Genomic DNA, 17,236 nt, shown 5'->3' with positions numbered 1-17,236 from the left:
GTGATAGTGTTAAAACGATTGTTTTTAGGATGTCTTGTTGTGGCATTCGGTATTCAAAGTGCGAGTGCTGCCTTAGATCTGGTGATCACAGGCGGAGTTAATTCGGCCAGACCGATCGCAATTATCCCATTTCAATATGAAGGGAAAGGTAAGTTACCTCAGGATGTTTCTGCTGTGGTGGCTTCGGATTTGCAGCGCAGTGGTAAGTTCAACCCAATCGCGGTGACGAAAATGCCGCAGACACCGCATTCTGTGTCTGATATTGATTATAAGGCGTGGAGCCAGCTCGGCGTTGAAGCCTTGCTTACCGGTAAAATAAGTAAAAGCGCCGATGGCAAGTATGTGATCAACTATCAGTTGGTTGATATTGCGCACGGCCATTTGGCTAAGGGCAATAACCTTGAACTGAGTAAAAACGGTGAGCTGATTTCTAGTCAAGACCACGTGCTGTTTAACAAACAAGCTAAAGTTCAGCCTAGTCGATTACGCGAATACGCGCACCGCATTTCCGATCTTGTGTATCAGCAGCTGACAGGTGAGCGCGGCGCGTTCTTGACTCGCATCGCTTACGTGGTGATTAACCCTAGAGATGCTTACCCATACCAGTTAAGAGTGGCTGACTATGATGGTTACAACGAGCGTTTAGTACTGCGTTCTAAACAGCCGATCATGTCACCAGATTGGTCTCCTGATGGTAAGGAACTCGCGTACGTTAGTTTCCAAAATGGTCATGGTGAAATTTATATCATGAACATTTACACCGGTAAGACGAAGTTAGTCTCTTCGTACCCACGCCACAATGGCGCTCCGTCTTTCTCTCCAGATGGCACTAAATTAGCGATGGCCTTGTCAAAATCAGGCAGTTTGCAAATTTATGTGTTGGATTTGAAAACGAATAAGGTGACTCAGTTAACACGTGGTAGCTCGAATAACACTGAACCTTTCTGGTATCCAGATGGTAAATCACTTATTTTCACCTCAGATAGAGGGGGTTTACCGCAGATTTATAAAGTAAATTTAGCCACCGACGCTATTAGTCGTTTAACATGGCAGGGGCGTCAGAACCAAGGCGGAGAAATTACCCCAGATGGTCGCTATTTGGTGATGGTTAACCGCAGTAACAGTGGTTTCCACGTCGCTAAGCAAGACTTAGAAACGGGCACCCTGCAAGTGTTGACCAAGACATTCTTAGATGAATCACCGAGTGTCGCACCGAATGGCAGTATGATCATTTACAGCTCCATCTATAACAACACCAATGTTCTCAACTTGGTTTCTACAGATGGACGGTTTCATGCTAGGTTACCGGCCACAAATGGGCGAGTTAAATCGCCTGCTTGGTCGCCGTTTTTATAGCAAACTCTCTATAATAAGGAAAAAAAATGCAACTTAATAAAGTTCTAAAAGGGTTGATGATCGCGTTACCCGTTATAGCAATGTCAGCATGTAGCTCTACCGATAACGCGACTAACGCGTCAGGTTCAGAAAGCAACAATGCTGCGAGCACTTCTGCAAGCGCTGCGGGTCAAAGCGGCACTAACGCAGATGGTACGGTTGCGACTCCAATTGCTGGTCAAGATTCTCAATTGTCAGAGCAAGAGCTGAAAGAGCAATCTTTGCGTGAAAAGAAAACTGTTTTCTTCGCATTTGATAACTCAGTTGTTTCAACTGACTACCAGAATATGTTAGAAGCGCACGCAGCTTACCTAGTTTCTCACCCAGATGTGAAAGTGACCATTGAAGGTAATACTGATGATCGCGGTACGCCAGAATACAATATTGCTCTAGGCGAGCGCCGTGCAGAGGCTGTGTCTAAGTACCTACAAGCGCTAGGTGTACACAAAGACCAGATTTCTATTGTAAGCTATGGTGAAGAGAAGCCTTTATCTCTAGGCCAAACTGCATCGGCATGGGCGAAGAACCGCCGTGCGGTAATCGCATATTAATTTGAGGCAACCCTCATGTTCAGTAACTTCCAGCGCACTTTGCTGATTACGTTACTGGCAAGTGCAGCGGGCAATGTGTTCGCTGCACCAGCTCCAGTATCTAGTTTAAATTTAGGCGCTTCGACGGATTCTTCCGTGCAAGCTTCAGGATCGTCTCCTCAAAGTGAAATACAGCGGCTACAACGCTTGATTGAAAGTCGTAATTCATTCCAGTTGCAGCTTCAGCAACAAGTTGCCTCGATGTCGCAAGAAATTAATCAACTACGTGGCCAACTTGAAGTGAACAGCCACGACATGAAACAAATGCTTGATAGGCAGCGGCAACTCTTTATCGAAGTCGATAAGCTGCGCAGTCAAGTGAATGCGCCTAAGCAAGATGCAGCAACTGCTACGGCCGTTGATGGCGCCGACGACGCAGGGACATACAGCAGCAACGCCAGTGAGCAATCCGAATATCAAAAAGCGATCGATCTTATCTTGAATAAGCGAGATTATACGGGCGCGATTACGGCACTGCACAAGTTCCAAAAAGATTACCCTAAATCGACGTTAACGCCGAATGCACTCTATTGGCTTGGCCAATTGTATTTTGCGAATGGCGATTACAAGAAGGCCTCTGATAATTTCTTGTCGGTCTTAGACTACAAAGATTCGCCAAAACGGGCCGATTCTTTGGTCAAGCTTGGTGATATTGCGAAGCAAGAAAAAGATGACAAGAAAGCGAAGCAATACTATCAACAAGTATTAAAGCAGTATCCAAATAGTGCTTCTGCTCAGCTTGCCAAACAGCGGCTAAAGTAAGACTGACACCTTTTAGGTATTGAGAGGCGCGAATGCGCCTCTTTTTTCTTTTTTCGATGAGCATGGCAGGCCCAACAGGGCGTTTGAGAGAATTTTGATTCTGGCCATAAAACGGGTGTACAATGCTCGGATTCATTTCAAGTTGCATAGACCAAACGCTGTGAGCACAATAATAGATAAGATTGATACGGTATACCCATTCCCACCGAAACCAGCGCCACTGACTGAAGACCAACAGCAACAGCACATCGAAAATATTCGTCGATTGCTGAAAGAGCAAGACGCGGTCCTTATCGCACACTACTACACCGACCCTGAAATTCAGGCCCTAGCGGAAGAAACCGGCGGATTCGTTGGCGACTCTTTAGAAATGGCCAAATACGGTAACCGCCACGAAGCAAGTACGTTACTGATTGCTGGCGTTCGCTTTATGGGCGAAACCGCGAAAATTCTGACGCCTGAAAAACGCATTTTAATGGCAACGCTAGACGCTGAGTGTTCTTTAGATCTTGGCTGCCCGATTGAAGATTTCAGCGCGTTTTGCGATCAACACCCTGATCATACTGTCGTGGTCTACGCAAACACGTCTGCCGCGGTAAAAGCGCGCGCTGATTGGGTTGTGACGTCAAGCATCGCTGTGGATATTGTTGAGCACTTGGACTCTCAGGACAAGCCGATTATTTGGGGCCCAGATCGCCATTTAGGCGCTTACATCAATAAGAAAACGGGCGCTGAAATGTTGTTGTGGCACGCTGAGTGTGTCGTGCACGATGAATTTTCTGCGGATGCACTTCGTAAGATGAAAGGTGTTTACTCAGAAGCGGCGGTATTGGTTCATCCAGAATCTCCAGCAAGCGTTGTCGACTTAGCCGATGCCGTTGGCTCAACCAGCCAGCTCATTAAAGCGGCTCGCGAGCTGCCGCACAAACAACTGATTGTGGCGACAGACAAAAGTATCTTCTACAAGATGCAACAATTAGTGCCTGAAAAAGAGCTGATTGAGGCTCCGACGGCAGGTGCGGGCGCGACGTGTCGCAGCTGTGCGCATTGCCCTTGGATGGCAATGAACGGCCTTAAAGCGATTGAACAAGCTTTGACTCACGGCGGTGCAGGGCATGAAGTGTTTGTTGATGACGCCATCCGCACTCAGGCGCTTGTGTCACTTGATCGCATGTTAGAATTTGCTGAGCAGCTTAATCCGTAAGACTAACTTGCGATCTGCTTCACATTATAGAAACCAGCCCCTTTAGGCTGGTTTTTTTGTTTTAGAATAAATGAAAATTTCTCTTGTAAGGTAGTGTATGGGGATTTTCCTGCTATTTAGAAAGTGGCTACGTACATGGCTGATCGACGTGAGTAATCGGAACCTTTCTTTGTTGTTCTTAGCGTACGTGGCACTCACTTGGTTGCTATTGAGAATTGCAGGGGAGCACGAACTCACAGGTAATTTTTCCACGTTCTTCTATTACCTAATTGTGACGGCATCCACTGTGGGTTATGGCGATTTGTCACCACATACGGCACTGGGAAAGTGGGTCGTTGTCATGCTCGTTATTCCGGGGGGGCTAGTCCTCTTCGCGGCAGTGTTAGGAAGGCTGTCAGCTTCAGCAATTGAGTCTTGGCGAGCAGGTATTTTAGGAAAGCGGAGAGTGGAGATGAAAGATCATATATTGATATTGGGGTGGCACGGAGAAAGAACGGTAAACTTGATCAGAATGCTGCAACATGAAGAAGCAGGAAAACGGCCTATCGTACTTTGTGTTCGAGCTGAACTTGAAAACCCTCTTCCCGGAGAAGTGGAATTTGTCCGTGTAAGTAGCTTTACCGATGACATCGAAATGTCCACGGGGAGTTATAGCGAGGCGAGCTGCATTATTATTGATGTAATGGAAGACGACTTGACCTTATCGGCTGCGTTGTTTTGTTCAAACCATAACCCCACGGCCCATATTTTGGCGTATTTTAACGATGAATCTCTTAGCCAGTTGTTAAGGAAGCATTGCTCAAACGTGGAGTGTATTCCATCCATTAGTACAGAGATGTTGGCGAAATCAGCGGTAGATCCGGGGTCGAGCTTATTGCACCAAGAGTTACTGTCTTCCACGAAAGGCATGACTCAGTACTCCGTCACCTACCCAGAAGTGCTGCCCGCGACCTCCGTCGAACCAATCTTTCACTATATGAAGCGTGCGCACCAAGCGACACTAATCGCACTCGATAGCGGAGATGGTATTCTCTTAAACCCAGACTTGGCATGCAGCGTGGCGTCAGGCGCGAAATTATTTTATATAGCCGATGAGCGAATTGAGAAGTTTGACTGGCAAAGCATGTAATTGCGGAAATATGCCGTCATGGTGCTGCACATATCCCACGGCGACTGGCTACAAGTGATTAGCTACAAGTGATTAGTTACACACTACACGCTACAAGCGATTAGTTACAAGCTACAAGTTATTAGGGATTGGCTATGAGTTAACGGCTAATAGTTGAGCCAGATATGTGAATCTTACATCTGGCTCATTTTTTAGACTTATTGCTCGTCTACAAGGGCTGCCGCACGCAGTGATAAACCACATAGCATGGTAGGAATGCCATTGAAGATTTCTTCAAACTGCTCTAGTCCTTCGATGCCTTGATCTTTCAAGGTGACGATTGACGTTTCTGGATCGTAGAGCATGCTCAACGACAGAATAACACCGCCAAGTAAGGCACTGTTTTCGCTATCAGCAGGCATCAGAGTATCCCAATCATCTTGGGTGAGTTGCCAGCCAGTTAAAACGCCTTCGCAGAAATCTCGTGTGGCTTGATTAACAATATCTTCGTCATCTAACTGGCACGTTTCAGGCCAAGTCCATTTGTTTTCGAGCAAAGCAGGGCGATAGTTGTTCCAAATCGCGATCACTTGGTCAATGTAGGCTTCAAGTTGTTCTCCATCGCTAAACGGCGCAGTTTCTGTGCCACCCCATAACATAGGCAACCACTCTTCAGGGGGAAGCACATGTGGCGCCGCGGCGATTGCCGCAACAAAGCCTTGGGTTTTGGCTTCGTTAAGTAATTTGCTTTCTAATTCAGGAGAATTGATGATCTGATGTAATGACAAAATTATGACCAGTTAGCGAATAGATTAATGGAGGCGCTATAGTAGCAGTCATATTCTCGGATAAAAAGACTTGCTAGAACACTATATTCACTATAGTTTTTAACAAAAGGACAGGATTCAACAAGTTATGGATATACGCTCTTCGCTAAAGCGAAAAAGTATTTTGGCGCTTGCCGGATACCTCTGTTTCATTATTATGATTGTCGGCACTGTGAGCTATTGGGTGGTGGAACCGCCTGTTCGAGAACAGCTTGAGCAAAATTTAGACCTCAACGGCAAACTGATTGCCGACCAAATTCAATCGCCCCTCGTCAATTCTCTAGGTATTTTGCACAGCATCGTCAGTATTGGCAGTACCGATCTCCCCCAAGCGGATCAAAAACGTTTACTACATACCCTTTTTTATAACCTCAATACGATCGCAATCAGTGGTGGGCTATGGCCTGAGCCTCATAGCGTTAGCCCTGAAATTGCTTATTCTAGTTTGTTTTATAACCGCGCATCGGACGGCAAAGTTGACCAAATCAGCTCGTGGAATAACCCACAAACGGGCGGCTATAATAAACAAGATTGGTATCTTTCAGCGGCAAATAAGCCGGTAGGCACGGTAACTTGGTCAAGAACCTACATTGATGCTTATACACATGTACAAATGATTACGGCGTCGTCACCGTATTATATTGACGGTAAGTTTGCGGGCGTGGCCACCATCGACTTGTCTTTGCAAGGCTTGGTCGATTTTGTTGCTAAACAGGCTGAAGAATTTGGCCTTGGTGTTGCGGTGAAAGATGGCTACGGCGAAATTATCACCGAGCACAACTTTCGCGTCATGCAGGGTATTTACATCAGCAAGTTGAAGTTTGGTGACTTTGATTGGTCGGTCGATGTGGTTAATGCTCGTCAGCTGATCAGTGAACAGGTGCTGCATATCATTTCCAACATGGAATGGTCGATCATTCCGCTGTTGTTATTGTGCGTGATGTTTGGCTACTTCTTGATCAGTCGATATTTGATTCACCCAATCACCGATATAGCGCAAACCGTAGCCGACTCCAAACAAGGCGGCATTATTGATGTGCCCTATCAAAGCAATGATGAAATCCGACACTTGATTGATGCCTTTAATCAAAAAACAGTTTTTCTTGAAGCGGAAAAGGTGAAAGCGCAGGCCTCCACACAAGCCAAAAGTGCCTTTTTAGCTACGCTCTCCCATGAAATTCGTACGCCAATGAACGGCGTGCTCGGCACGGCGCAAATCTTACTGAAAACCGAACTGACGGATGAGCAAAGTAAGCAGCTAAAAAGCTTATATGATTCCGGCGATCACATGATGACCCTGCTCAACGAGATCTTAGACTTTTCTAAAGTTGAGCAAGGCCACTTGGAGCTCGATAGTTCTCCATTTCCGCTGGGCTCGATTATCGGCAGCATCAATAGTGTGTATTACACGCTGTGCGCGGAAAAAGGGCTTCAGTTTAAAGTGTATTCGGAGATCTCTCCCGAGCGTTGGTACTTCTCCGATAAAGCGCGGTTAAGGCAAGTATTGTTCAACTTGCTGAGCAATGCTGTGAAGTTTACTTCACGCGGCTTTATTGAAGTAACGTTTAAAGAAATTACCGATCAGGGTAAAACCTACCTGAAAATTAGCGTGCGTGACAGCGGGATCGGGATCGCCAAAGAGTCGCAAGATAAAATTTTCCGTCCTTTTGAACAAGCAGAGTCCTCAACGACGCGCCGCTACGGTGGAACGGGCCTTGGGCTCGCCATCGTAAAAAACATCTGCGAGCTTATGGATGGTGATATCTCAATCACCAGTGAATTGAATATAGGTACCAGCTTTCATGTGAGATTGGGGTTAGAAATTTGTGAGCCGGGTGCGGTAGAAATTAAAGTGCACCGCAAAGTGAGCTACCAAGGATTGCATGTTTTGATCGTGGAAGACAATCGAACCAACACCATCATCATCGAAAGCTTTATGAAGGCGAAAGGCTTCACGTGTGACAGCGTAGAGAACGGCGAAGAGGCGCTGCAAGCCATTGCAGACACCCACTACGACTTAGTCTTGATGGACAATCATATGCCAGTGATGGACGGCGTAGAAGCCACTGCAGCCATCCGCCTGTTACCCGGCATCAAACGCCATACTTTGATCTTTGCTTGCACCGCCGATGTGTTTAAAGAAACACGAGAAAGAATGCTTGGCGCAGGAGTCGATTACATCATTGCCAAGCCGATCGACGAGCAAGAGCTTGATGATGCTTTGTATCAATACTCCAACAAACTTTTTCAATTCCACCCGAATCAAAAGGCCAGTCAGGAGCAGATAGACGTGGAAGACACCTTGGTGAATTTGTATGTGTGTTTGGAAAATGAACAAATAGCCCAATCGGTGAGTTTGCTAGAAGGCTTGATAGGGGAGTTTAAGGGCAGTGAATTCCAACAATTATCTGGTGTCTTGCAGCGAACGCTAAGGGCACTGCAAGATGGGCGTCTCCCACCGAAGGAAGACTTGGATCTGATCACCGTCTTAGTTGCGGATAAGTGCACATAGATTTTCAATAATTTGCTGTTAGTTTATACGCTTTAGCTAAAATATCGCCACTTGAATCATGTGGCAGTATTTTTTTTACTTTTTCTCTTGACCAATCCCAACAGAATCATTAAATTAGCGCCCCGTTGAGACGAAAAATGCACTCAACAACAATACGGTGAGTTGTCCGAGTGGCTGAAGGAGCACGCCTGGAAAGCGTGTATACGGCAACGTATCGAGAGTTCGAATCTCTCACTCACCGCCAAATTTAAGAAAAGAGACGTCCTAGGACGTCTCTTTTTGCATTTAAAATTCATACAATCATCAAGTACCGTTCCACCTAACCTCGTGCAAATCAGTAGAAGCGAGCGAGTCAGTCAAGAAATACTATTTTCAGGAACACTACTACTTCCTAAATTGAGTAAAGATAGTGCGTCACTTTGCTTCGCGGAGCTATTTCCTAAATCATCGCTCTGTCGTCCCCATGCATTTTCAGACGAGTTGCATCACAACTATATAGTTCTTCAGACACAGTCTCTTTCAATGGTCGGATGACTAGTCTTAATGCGAAGCTGATCGACTTCTATAACGCTTTCTCTTCATATTCGGTTCCAATATCTGGTCGTTATCATTACAGATTAGATAGTTAACACTGCGCCCGAAAATTGGGACCATTTCAGCTGGAAATATCGTGTTTATTTACTTCTATTTTATAGGATGAACTCTGATTAATTAGCTGCTTCAATTGTAACCGCATGGTAATATTTCCGTCAGATTCTGGTTAGCATCTTCAGCATAAATGAACGAGGTAATAGTTTGAACCTAGCCCAAGCACTCAGCATACTCTCGAAGTCCTCACCCTATGCGGTAAGTACTGAGCGAGGTACCGACAACGATCGGTATAAAGCGTATAAAGATTACATCTACATTGAAACAGAGATAGAGTCAGATTTTAAGAAAGCTTTAACGTCGGCTAGATCTCGCGATATCATTTTTCTATGTGGAAGCAGTGGCGATGGTAAATCTGAGATCCTTACGCGTTACAGCCAGACATATAAATCGACCTGCGACTTTCATTTGGATGCGACGCACAGCTTCAATCCAAGCCAAACCGCTATTCAAGCGTTAGACGAGCGTTTTTCAGATTATAAAGACAGCCAGCGCCCCTTAATCGTAGGTATTAATATTGGGATGCTGGGCAATTATGCAGAAGAGGGTGCTGAGATTCATGATGATGTAAAACGTTCTATTCAGGCGTTTTTGGGTAATCATAGTGAAAATATACCAGTTAATCATAAGTACTTGGATTTTGAGCAATATCCAAAGTTCAAGCTTAGTTCGGACGTGAGCACATCAGATTTTGCCGCTAAGCTTCTTTCTCGTTTGACGGAACAAACATTAGACAATCCTTTCTATGCCCTCTGTGACAATGAAGTGAAGAAATCTGGCCACAGTACGTTGTCAGCAAACTTCACACTTCTTGGATTAGAGTCAGTACAACAAAACATCATTGCACTGCTGTTGAAAGCGCGTTTGATTAAAGATCAATTTTTAACGGCTCGTGCTTTATTGGACTTTGTTTACCAAATCCTTGCGATGGATGGATACCTATTCGATAACTTGTTTTCTGGGGCTGATAACGAGTTGTTGGAACATATCCAAAGTTTCGATCCAAGTAATATACACACTCGTAAAGTCGACGAGTTTGTCCTCCAGTTTGGGCTTGGCATTGAAGATAAAGGATTTACGTCCCTTAGAAATCAAATGAAGCCTCTGGGTATATTCGATGTATCCAGTGCTGCATCTTATCTGCGTATGGTTTACTTGTTGAAAGATGAATCTCAATTTGCCAATGATTACATTGATGAGCTGAAGGCGGACTTTGATAACTCACTGGTGGAACAGTATGCGAAAAACTGGCTTCTCCATCGCGAATTTGATGGCTCTGGTAAGCAAAAGAAGGAGCTGAACAAGTTCTATAAAGATATCTTGATCGCTGCAATTCATCGTTATTGTAACCGTAATGCCCATGCCTTAGATAAAGACCAATTCTTTATCTCTGAATACAACGGTTTTAAAACGGCGGCGGAATTAGAAATTAAACCAGACTTTCACGCTATCAAGACTCAAGGTGTGAGTAAAATAGGCGCTTTCCCTGCGTACCTACAAGTGGATGGTAATGTTTTAGCGCCAATGCCGATCAGCATCAACCTGTTGGATCTCTTGAGTAAAATCAATCAGGGATATCGTCCAAACAAACACGATAAAAATGCAGTCTTGTTGTTAGATGAAGTGATTGAACAAATGATTGCGCTAGCCAATGAGAAAGACACCTTATTTATCTTGAAAAAAGACAAACGCTATAAAGTGATGAATGAAGATGACGAGTATTTCGAAGTGAGTGGTATCTAACATGACAGTGGACAAATATGTTAAGCCGTTTAATCCTAAGCTGCCGCAGACATCCGAAGATGTGCCCAATAAAAATAGCTTAAACAGCTACTTGCCAATTAGAACTAAGGGCAATGAGTTTGATTGGAATGCTGTCATTGGACTGGTTCTTCGAGGGTTGCTCCGTAAGAAGATCGAAAACCTCTCTTACGATGAATTTAGACAAAGCTGCCAAACTGTTTTTGAAGAAAAGCTAGGAGAAGAAGAGTTTTGGGAAGTATTGGAGAAAATGTACTTTGATAACCAAGACATTTTCTCAGTAAGCCCTGAACTTTTGCTTTTCCGCGCTCAAAAAGGTGAATTTTCTTCTGGGGACTCACGTGTCGCTTCCATGTTTACGAACCTATTACAGAACATGCGAGTTGAAGAGTTTGATGCAAAGCTCAATTTTATAGAGCGCGAAATGCTAGCGACATTACGCAGCAAGATGAAAAGCGACTCTATGATGAAAGCGAGCGAAGAGCCTTATTTACCCTATTTGTCCAAGTCATTTCGCAGCGATCTCAAGTTCCTCGTTAGCCGCCCTAAGTACTTTCTCAGTGAAATCGAATCATTTTTATCTCTGTATAGTTTCACCTATACAGCACAACTGAGCTTAGCGCTTACTGATTGGCGTTCTGGGGAAGAGCCAACCGCAAAACCCCTTTATTTCATCATGGATCATGAACGTGCGAGCAATGAGCGCACCCATATCAAAAACCATGGTTACAAGCTATTTAATGAGTCAGCAACCCGCTTGTTTCCAATGCTGACTATGCTTGAGCTTCTTCAGCCCGGATATGGTGAAAAGAATGCGACAAAAGTACCTTTATGGACGATTTCTAAAGGTATCCAAGAATCGAACTTTGAGCATCTGGCTGTGGAGTTAGAAAATTTTGCTAAAGCGTTCAAGTCTCAACGAAACTTAGACACGAATTTGGATGAGTCGGAGTCGGCGATTGATTGGCTTGGCAATGTGATGAAATTGGGCATTGCGCAGTTTAGCTTCGGTGAGCGCTTCAATATTAATAAAAAATACGTGACTGAAGTAGAGAAACATTTAGCCTCTCACTTCATTCAGACTCGCGGGCGTAGCGGACGTGTGCTGGTATTGAACCAAGATTACACCATTTTACTTACTAACCTTGTTATTGGAGAAAGGGACAAACTCCGTTTTCACGAGCTCATTGCGGAATTAAAACTACGCGGCATCTTTGTGGATAAACAAACAGAGCAAGAGCTAATTAAATTCTACGAGCGTATTGGTAATGTCGAGCGCATGAGTGATAGTGGAGATGCAGTATATGTCCGTAAAACAATTTGAGTCCTTTCTTGTCGAACAGTTTCTAGCGAACGCAGAAACTCATATCAAAGCAGGCTTCCGCTATCAGTTCAAATCACCAGATAGTGAAAATAGCCTACGCCTATACCAAGCGATGGTCGCCCATTCTACTCAGTCGATCGACGTTGATAATGGGATTAAATTGCCGTTCATTGAACGCTCTGGATGTAAAATTGTGCCAGTGGTGCACAGTGAAGACCCTGAGGAATATCAGGGTTTTACAGAAAACTATGTATCTTACCTTCGTGATGAGATAGCGAGCCAATCCGGTTTTCTTAAAGGTTGTGCGTTGGTGGTCATCCACAACAGTTTGCTGGATACCCTAATAAACTCTGCGGAAGATCTAGCGCAGGCTGGCCAAATTTGGAGTCCGACTCGAATTAAAGAGGCAATGAAAGGCCTAATTGTTCAGCAAGAAAAAGGACGAGATGTCTCGAGTTGCCTGCTGGATGATCAGTTTGATGCCATCTTAGAAGACGGCGCGACCATGTTTGGCTTCGAATCCTTGTACAAAGCAGTCGAAGATGGTGACCTACGCTTTAATGAGCTTGGCATGTTTGAAGATCCGCTTGTGGCTGAAATGAGCGGTAATCCTAAGCAAATCAAAAGGCGTTTAGAAGAAAATAGAGCACTTTATCAAGAGCTTTCTTTTGAAGCAGAGCATTTTGGTGACCAGCTTCAAGATCGCTTGAAGTACTTCGGCGAAAAATTCATCAATGAGAACTTTTCTGAAACAGGATCGTGGAAGGGCGTTGAATTTGAAGCCTTTTTACAAGAAAAGAAGCGTAACGCTCAACAGCAGCTGGTTTTAGAAGAAGAGCAAGCCTGCGAAGGCATGATTCTCATCGGTCGTAATCGTTCAGAAACCAAAGCAGGATTGCGTGATCGTCATATTATCCTCGAACTTGACGAAGGGTTAGACGAATTTGAGTTAAAGCTGGTGTTCCAAGGTGTGAATAATTTGGAGAAAAGCCAGTTCAAAATTCAACCTGCGAAAGCGCTAAATAAAGAAGAAGTGATTACCACCCGTAATGGCCTAAAAAACGCGACGGCAATCCTGAAAGCCAAGTACCTCCATGAGCCTTTGTTCTTCAATCTTGCCCTTAAGCGTGAAAACAAATCGGAAGTGTATAATTTTCGTTGTTTAGTGGTACGTAAAGGTGAGTTCTACCTTGAACCTTTCAAAAACACCTTCTTGGTTGAACACTCAAAGAAACGTTTAACGCTTAACATGGAAGAAAATAAGCTTCTTATTCGCGCCGAAGAGGGGCCAGTGTGCTCGCTTTCCGATGTAAAACAAGTCGTGGACATTTCAGAATACGCAGCGGTAGATTTTGAATCGTTGGCCAACGAAGCGGATGAAATCGATTTCTCAGTGAAATCTGGTGATAACCAGCTGAAATTCAATGTGGAAGGCGCGGTCGCGACCGATACTCTAAGTTTGCCATTACTGTTGAACCGTGGCCGTTATTACAAGCTGTTCAAAGATGACTATAACGGTGAGCTTTATTCGAAAAAAGGTAAGGTCGGCATTGATAATAGCGAGTTTGTTGTACCAGGGTTGCGCTTAAAGCTTCTTCGCTGGGAAGAAGAGTTCATCAATAGAAAAGTGGTGGCGATTTTTGATGAAGATGCCATAACACTGGATGAACTGCAAACGATCGACAGTTCTATTCATACCGGTTACGAAGAACTATTTGCGTATTTAGAGCAACACAGAAGTACGCCTTCACTTGCCTCTTGGGGAGATGAATTCACTCTTTTGGTCGAAAACCTTGTCGATTCGTATATTAGTTACTTTGCTGCTATTCCTACTGGCAGCATGTTAACCAAAGAACAAAAAACGGTATTGAAGGTAGGGTTGGTACAATCGGAAGATGAAGAGTACTACTCACCATTCCACCCACTGATTTTGGCTTACTACCTGAATCTGAGAAAAGTCATCAGAACCGATGATAGCTTTGCGAGTTTACCGGATGTCACGTTTGAGCGTTTATCTCCTAAAGGATTACTGCCATACGTCTACCATCCAAAACACGGGTTTGCATATAACCAACATGTGAAAGAAAACGCGTTTTGGATTAAGAGTGTGCCGCAAGAGAAAAGCTCACTGTCTTTTGTACGCAAGTTGGTGAAAGAAAAAATAGACGAATTTCAAACCGCTTTTAGCCAACTATTTACGGCTTCAGATAAAAGCATCATTGTGAACGCGGTGAACCAAGACAGTGCTAACGAGCTGTTTATGGGGCTAGTTGACTACATTCGCAATAACCTTGACAGTTCGGCATCGATCCACATCAACTTCTATGATGACGAGCTTACCTCCAACGCATTTGACCGCTTCGCAGAAACGGCAAACTACGATGAGTTGAAAGAATGGTTGGAGCTCAATAAAGGTAAAGTACGTGAAGTTGCCGACACCATCATCGATATTCTACGAACGCGATTAACCTACAGTAAATTCACCAATGAGCAGGCGGAGAAAAACGGTCAGGCGTACGCACACCTGTCTTTTTTCCGCAATAACGACAAAGTGGATTGCTCGGATATCTCGATTGATGACATGGCTTCAGGGATCGCTTGTGATGGTCTGTTGACTGGTGATGCCTCTGAGAGTAAATCCGGCTCTTATTTTACTGGCTTCGGTCTGAAAGGCACCGATTACCAAGATTACCCGCATCTCATGATGGCCAAATATGTCGGCGTTTTGTCCAAACCAGCGCTTAAACCCAATACTCAATATCACGGCGCGAATGCCGTTGCCTTAGCGGTAAGCGAAGACTTCAAAAGTCTTCTCGAGCGTTCTTATGATAGCTCTATCTGGACGACGATTATCGACCCGAAAGTGACACTCGACTTCTTCCAAAGTAATGAAGATGTAGTATTGATTCATTATTCCGATCAATACACTAGCTCATCAAGTTATGACGCAATCACAGTAACTGCGCAGAGAAGTTTGTTTGAAAAAGTGATTGCGCAGGGAGATGGCGGCCAAATTAATGAATTCAACGCCTTTAATGGTGATTGGCTGCTGAAAATGATGACTTGCGACCCAACCATTAATAAAGAGCGTAAAGGCGTGGTGGGTGCGTATAAGTTTGTGACAAGTTTAGTGCACAACTCCGACATCACATGGGTGCCTTTGTCAGTGGCAGAAATGATCCGCGTATCGGGTAACGTTGGTCTTAATATGTCGGATAGTGAATTCTCTCGTAACGTTCAAGGTTATAAGAAAGGCGCGATTTCTGATGACGTTCTGTTAGTTGGGTTTAAAAATCAGCAGATGTATTTGCTTCCGGTTGAAGTGAAGACTGGCTCAACGCCAGACTATAAGAAAGCCGTTAAGCAGTCGAAAGAGTTACTTCGTTATCTCAGTGAAGATCTTCTGGGCAATGACGCTTTAGCCAGCAAGTTATACCGTGGCTTATTTATGCGCCAAGTATTGATGCAAGTGGATAAATATCGCCTGTATAAGGTTTTTGCTGAAGACTACTTCGAGAGTCTATTAGACAACAAAGAAGAATGGCTAAAAGGGGATTATTCTCTTGCGAAAGTAGCAGGTTACCCAGATGGTTTTGTCGTCAGCCATTTAGAAAGCGCGAGTTGTCTAGAGCCTAGTTATCAGATGCTTGATGGCATCTTAAAAGTGGACCTCCCAATGGGACTGTTGCCGGGCTTAGTAGAAACCCCTCTACAACAAGTCTTAAATGAGCTGGACATCGTGAAACTTTGCCATGTGCCAGAGCATTTTGTGCTAGATGGAAGTACTCAATCGGAAGAGATTGATACTGAAGTGTCGCAAGATAACGGCGATACAGAGCCTCGACTTCAGCCACTAGAGCAGGTTAACGATGATACTGAAGTTGCTTTTCCGGAGCCAAAGCCAGAGCCAGACGAAGTGCAGCCCGATGCTCCAACGCCATCGATTCAGCAAACGTCTTCGGGTAGCAACTTAAACGTTCTGTTTGGCCACAATGCGATGACTCAGGCGCCACTTAATTGGGAGCCAACCAATACCGCGAAATTCATGAATACCAATACCGGTATTATTGGCACTATGGGTACAGGTAAGACCCAGTTCACTAAGTCGGTTCTTACTCAGCTCCATCGTAACCGAGCGGATAACGTTGACGGCGCGACTATTGGTATCCTGATATTCGATTACAAGTCCGATTACGTAGACGATAAGTTCCAGCAGGCCACGGCAGGTAAGAAGTTCAACTTGCACAAATTGCCATATAACCCTTTGAGTTTATTCGGCGATACACCAATGTTGCCAGTTCATACCGCACGTGGTTTTTCAGAAACCATGGGTAAAGCTTTCAACCTTGGCCAGAAGCAGCAGCTACGTTTGCGTAAGTTAGTTGGCGAAGCTTATGAGCTGGCTGGGATTCGCAAAGCGGACCCAAGCACGTGGACAAAAGCTGCACCGACAATAGCCGATGTGTGGGCTTTGTTTATGGAAACTGAGCCAGATGAAGATTCATTGTACGCCGCTCTAGAAAGCTTGTATGAGTTAGAGATCTTTGAAGATGATACCAGCAAGTGTATGAGCCTATACGATTTGGTGGATGGCATTACAGTTGTTGAGTTGGCAGGCTACCCATCTGAGATTCAAAGTTTGGTGGTTGCACTAACGCTCGATCTTTTCTACTCGCAAATGCAGAAGAAAGGTAAACCAGAAGTGCAGGGTGACTTCCGCCAAATCACCAAAATGATTTTGGTAGATGAGGCTGATACCTTTATGTCGCAAAACTTCCCAAGCCTGCGCAAGATCTTGAAGGAAGGTCGGGAATACGGAGTGGGTACGGTTTTATCAACGCAAGACATCACTCACTTCCAAACCGGTGAGAACGATTACTCTAGCTATGTACTAACATGGGTTATTCACCGTGTCGCTAAGATCCGCCCACAAGAGCTCAAAGCCATGTTTGGTGTAAACGAAAAAGCCGAACAAGAGAAACTTATGGAAACCATCAATAAGTTGGAGAAGCACTACAGCTTATACATTGATGGAGCTAAGAAGATCGTCAAGATGCGAGATAAAGCGTTTTGGGAGTTAATATCAACAAATGTTGTATAAATTG

Annotated in this window: 10 protein-coding genes and 1 tRNA gene; 10 read left to right on the top strand and 1 reads right to left on the bottom strand. The window is 44.5% G+C overall.

Features of this window, described 5'->3' with window-relative positions:
- The first annotated feature begins 6 nt into the window (after positions 1-6).
- The 5 genes from tolB (at position 7) to L4C34_RS13460 (ending at position 5,080) form a co-directional block, all read left to right on the top strand.
- Positions 7-1,356 carry a Tol-Pal system beta propeller repeat protein TolB gene (tolB, locus tag L4C34_RS13480; RefSeq protein ID WP_428789872.1) on the top strand — a complete coding sequence of 450 codons (1,350 nt, stop codon included), beginning with the start codon at positions 7-9 and terminating at the stop codon, positions 1,354-1,356.
- A 26-nt stretch (positions 1,357-1,382) separates the two neighbouring features.
- A complete protein-coding gene (gene pal, locus L4C34_RS13475) occupies positions 1,383-1,946 on the top strand; it encodes a peptidoglycan-associated lipoprotein Pal (RefSeq protein ID WP_428789871.1) in 564 nt (187 codons plus the stop codon).
- 15 nt (positions 1,947-1,961) lie between these two features.
- Positions 1,962-2,747 carry a tol-pal system protein YbgF gene (gene ybgF, locus L4C34_RS13470; protein ID WP_428789870.1) on the top strand — a complete coding sequence of 262 codons (786 nt, stop codon included), beginning with the start codon at positions 1,962-1,964 and terminating at the stop codon, positions 2,745-2,747.
- A gap of 160 nt (positions 2,748-2,907) precedes the next feature.
- Positions 2,908-3,951, top strand: a complete 1,044-nt coding sequence (gene nadA, locus L4C34_RS13465) for a quinolinate synthase NadA (RefSeq protein ID WP_428789869.1) — start codon at positions 2,908-2,910, stop codon at positions 3,949-3,951.
- Between the two features lie 97 nt (positions 3,952-4,048).
- The gene (locus tag L4C34_RS13460; protein WP_428789868.1) at positions 4,049-5,080 is read left to right on the top strand and encodes a potassium channel family protein; all 1,032 of its coding nucleotides are present in this window, start codon (positions 4,049-4,051) and stop codon (positions 5,078-5,080) included.
- A 197-nt stretch (positions 5,081-5,277) separates the two neighbouring features.
- Here L4C34_RS13460 and L4C34_RS13455 read toward each other — a convergent pair whose 3' ends face one another.
- Positions 5,278-5,847 (bottom strand): UPF0149 family protein, encoded by a 570-nt coding sequence (locus tag L4C34_RS13455; protein ID WP_428789867.1) that lies wholly within the window; start codon positions 5,845-5,847, stop codon positions 5,278-5,280.
- Between the two features lie 127 nt (positions 5,848-5,974).
- On the opposite strand from L4C34_RS13455, the gene L4C34_RS13450 reads away from it, so the two are divergent.
- From L4C34_RS13450 to dptH, 5 genes are all read left to right on the top strand, one after another.
- Positions 5,975-8,398 carry an ATP-binding protein gene (locus L4C34_RS13450; protein WP_428789866.1) on the top strand — a complete coding sequence of 808 codons (2,424 nt, stop codon included), beginning with the start codon at positions 5,975-5,977 and terminating at the stop codon, positions 8,396-8,398.
- A 156-nt stretch (positions 8,399-8,554) separates the two neighbouring features.
- Positions 8,555-8,642: transfer RNA gene (locus tag L4C34_RS13445), tRNA-Ser, on the top strand.
- 551 nt (positions 8,643-9,193) lie between these two features.
- A complete protein-coding gene (gene dptF, locus L4C34_RS13440; protein WP_428789865.1) occupies positions 9,194-10,789 on the top strand; it encodes a DNA phosphorothioation-dependent restriction protein DptF in 1,596 nt (531 codons plus the stop codon).
- Between the two features lies 1 nt (position 10,790).
- On the top strand, positions 10,791-12,131 hold the full coding sequence (gene dptG / locus L4C34_RS13435) for a DNA phosphorothioation-dependent restriction protein DptG (RefSeq protein WP_428789864.1): 1,341 nt from the start codon (positions 10,791-10,793) through the stop codon (positions 12,129-12,131).
- A complete protein-coding gene (dptH, locus tag L4C34_RS13430) occupies positions 12,112-17,232 on the top strand; it encodes a DNA phosphorothioation-dependent restriction protein DptH (protein ID WP_428789863.1) in 5,121 nt (1,706 codons plus the stop codon). Before dptG ends, dptH begins: the two co-directional genes overlap by 20 nt.
- The last annotated feature ends 4 nt before the right edge of the window (positions 17,233-17,236 follow it).

The sequence above is a fragment of the Vibrio profundum genome (genome assembly GCF_050337555.1).
Taxonomy (GTDB): Bacteria; Pseudomonadota; Gammaproteobacteria; order Enterobacterales; family Vibrionaceae; genus Vibrio; species Vibrio profundum.
Note: the sequence above shows the minus strand (reverse complement) of the source record. Positions and strands in the feature narration are given on the sequence as shown.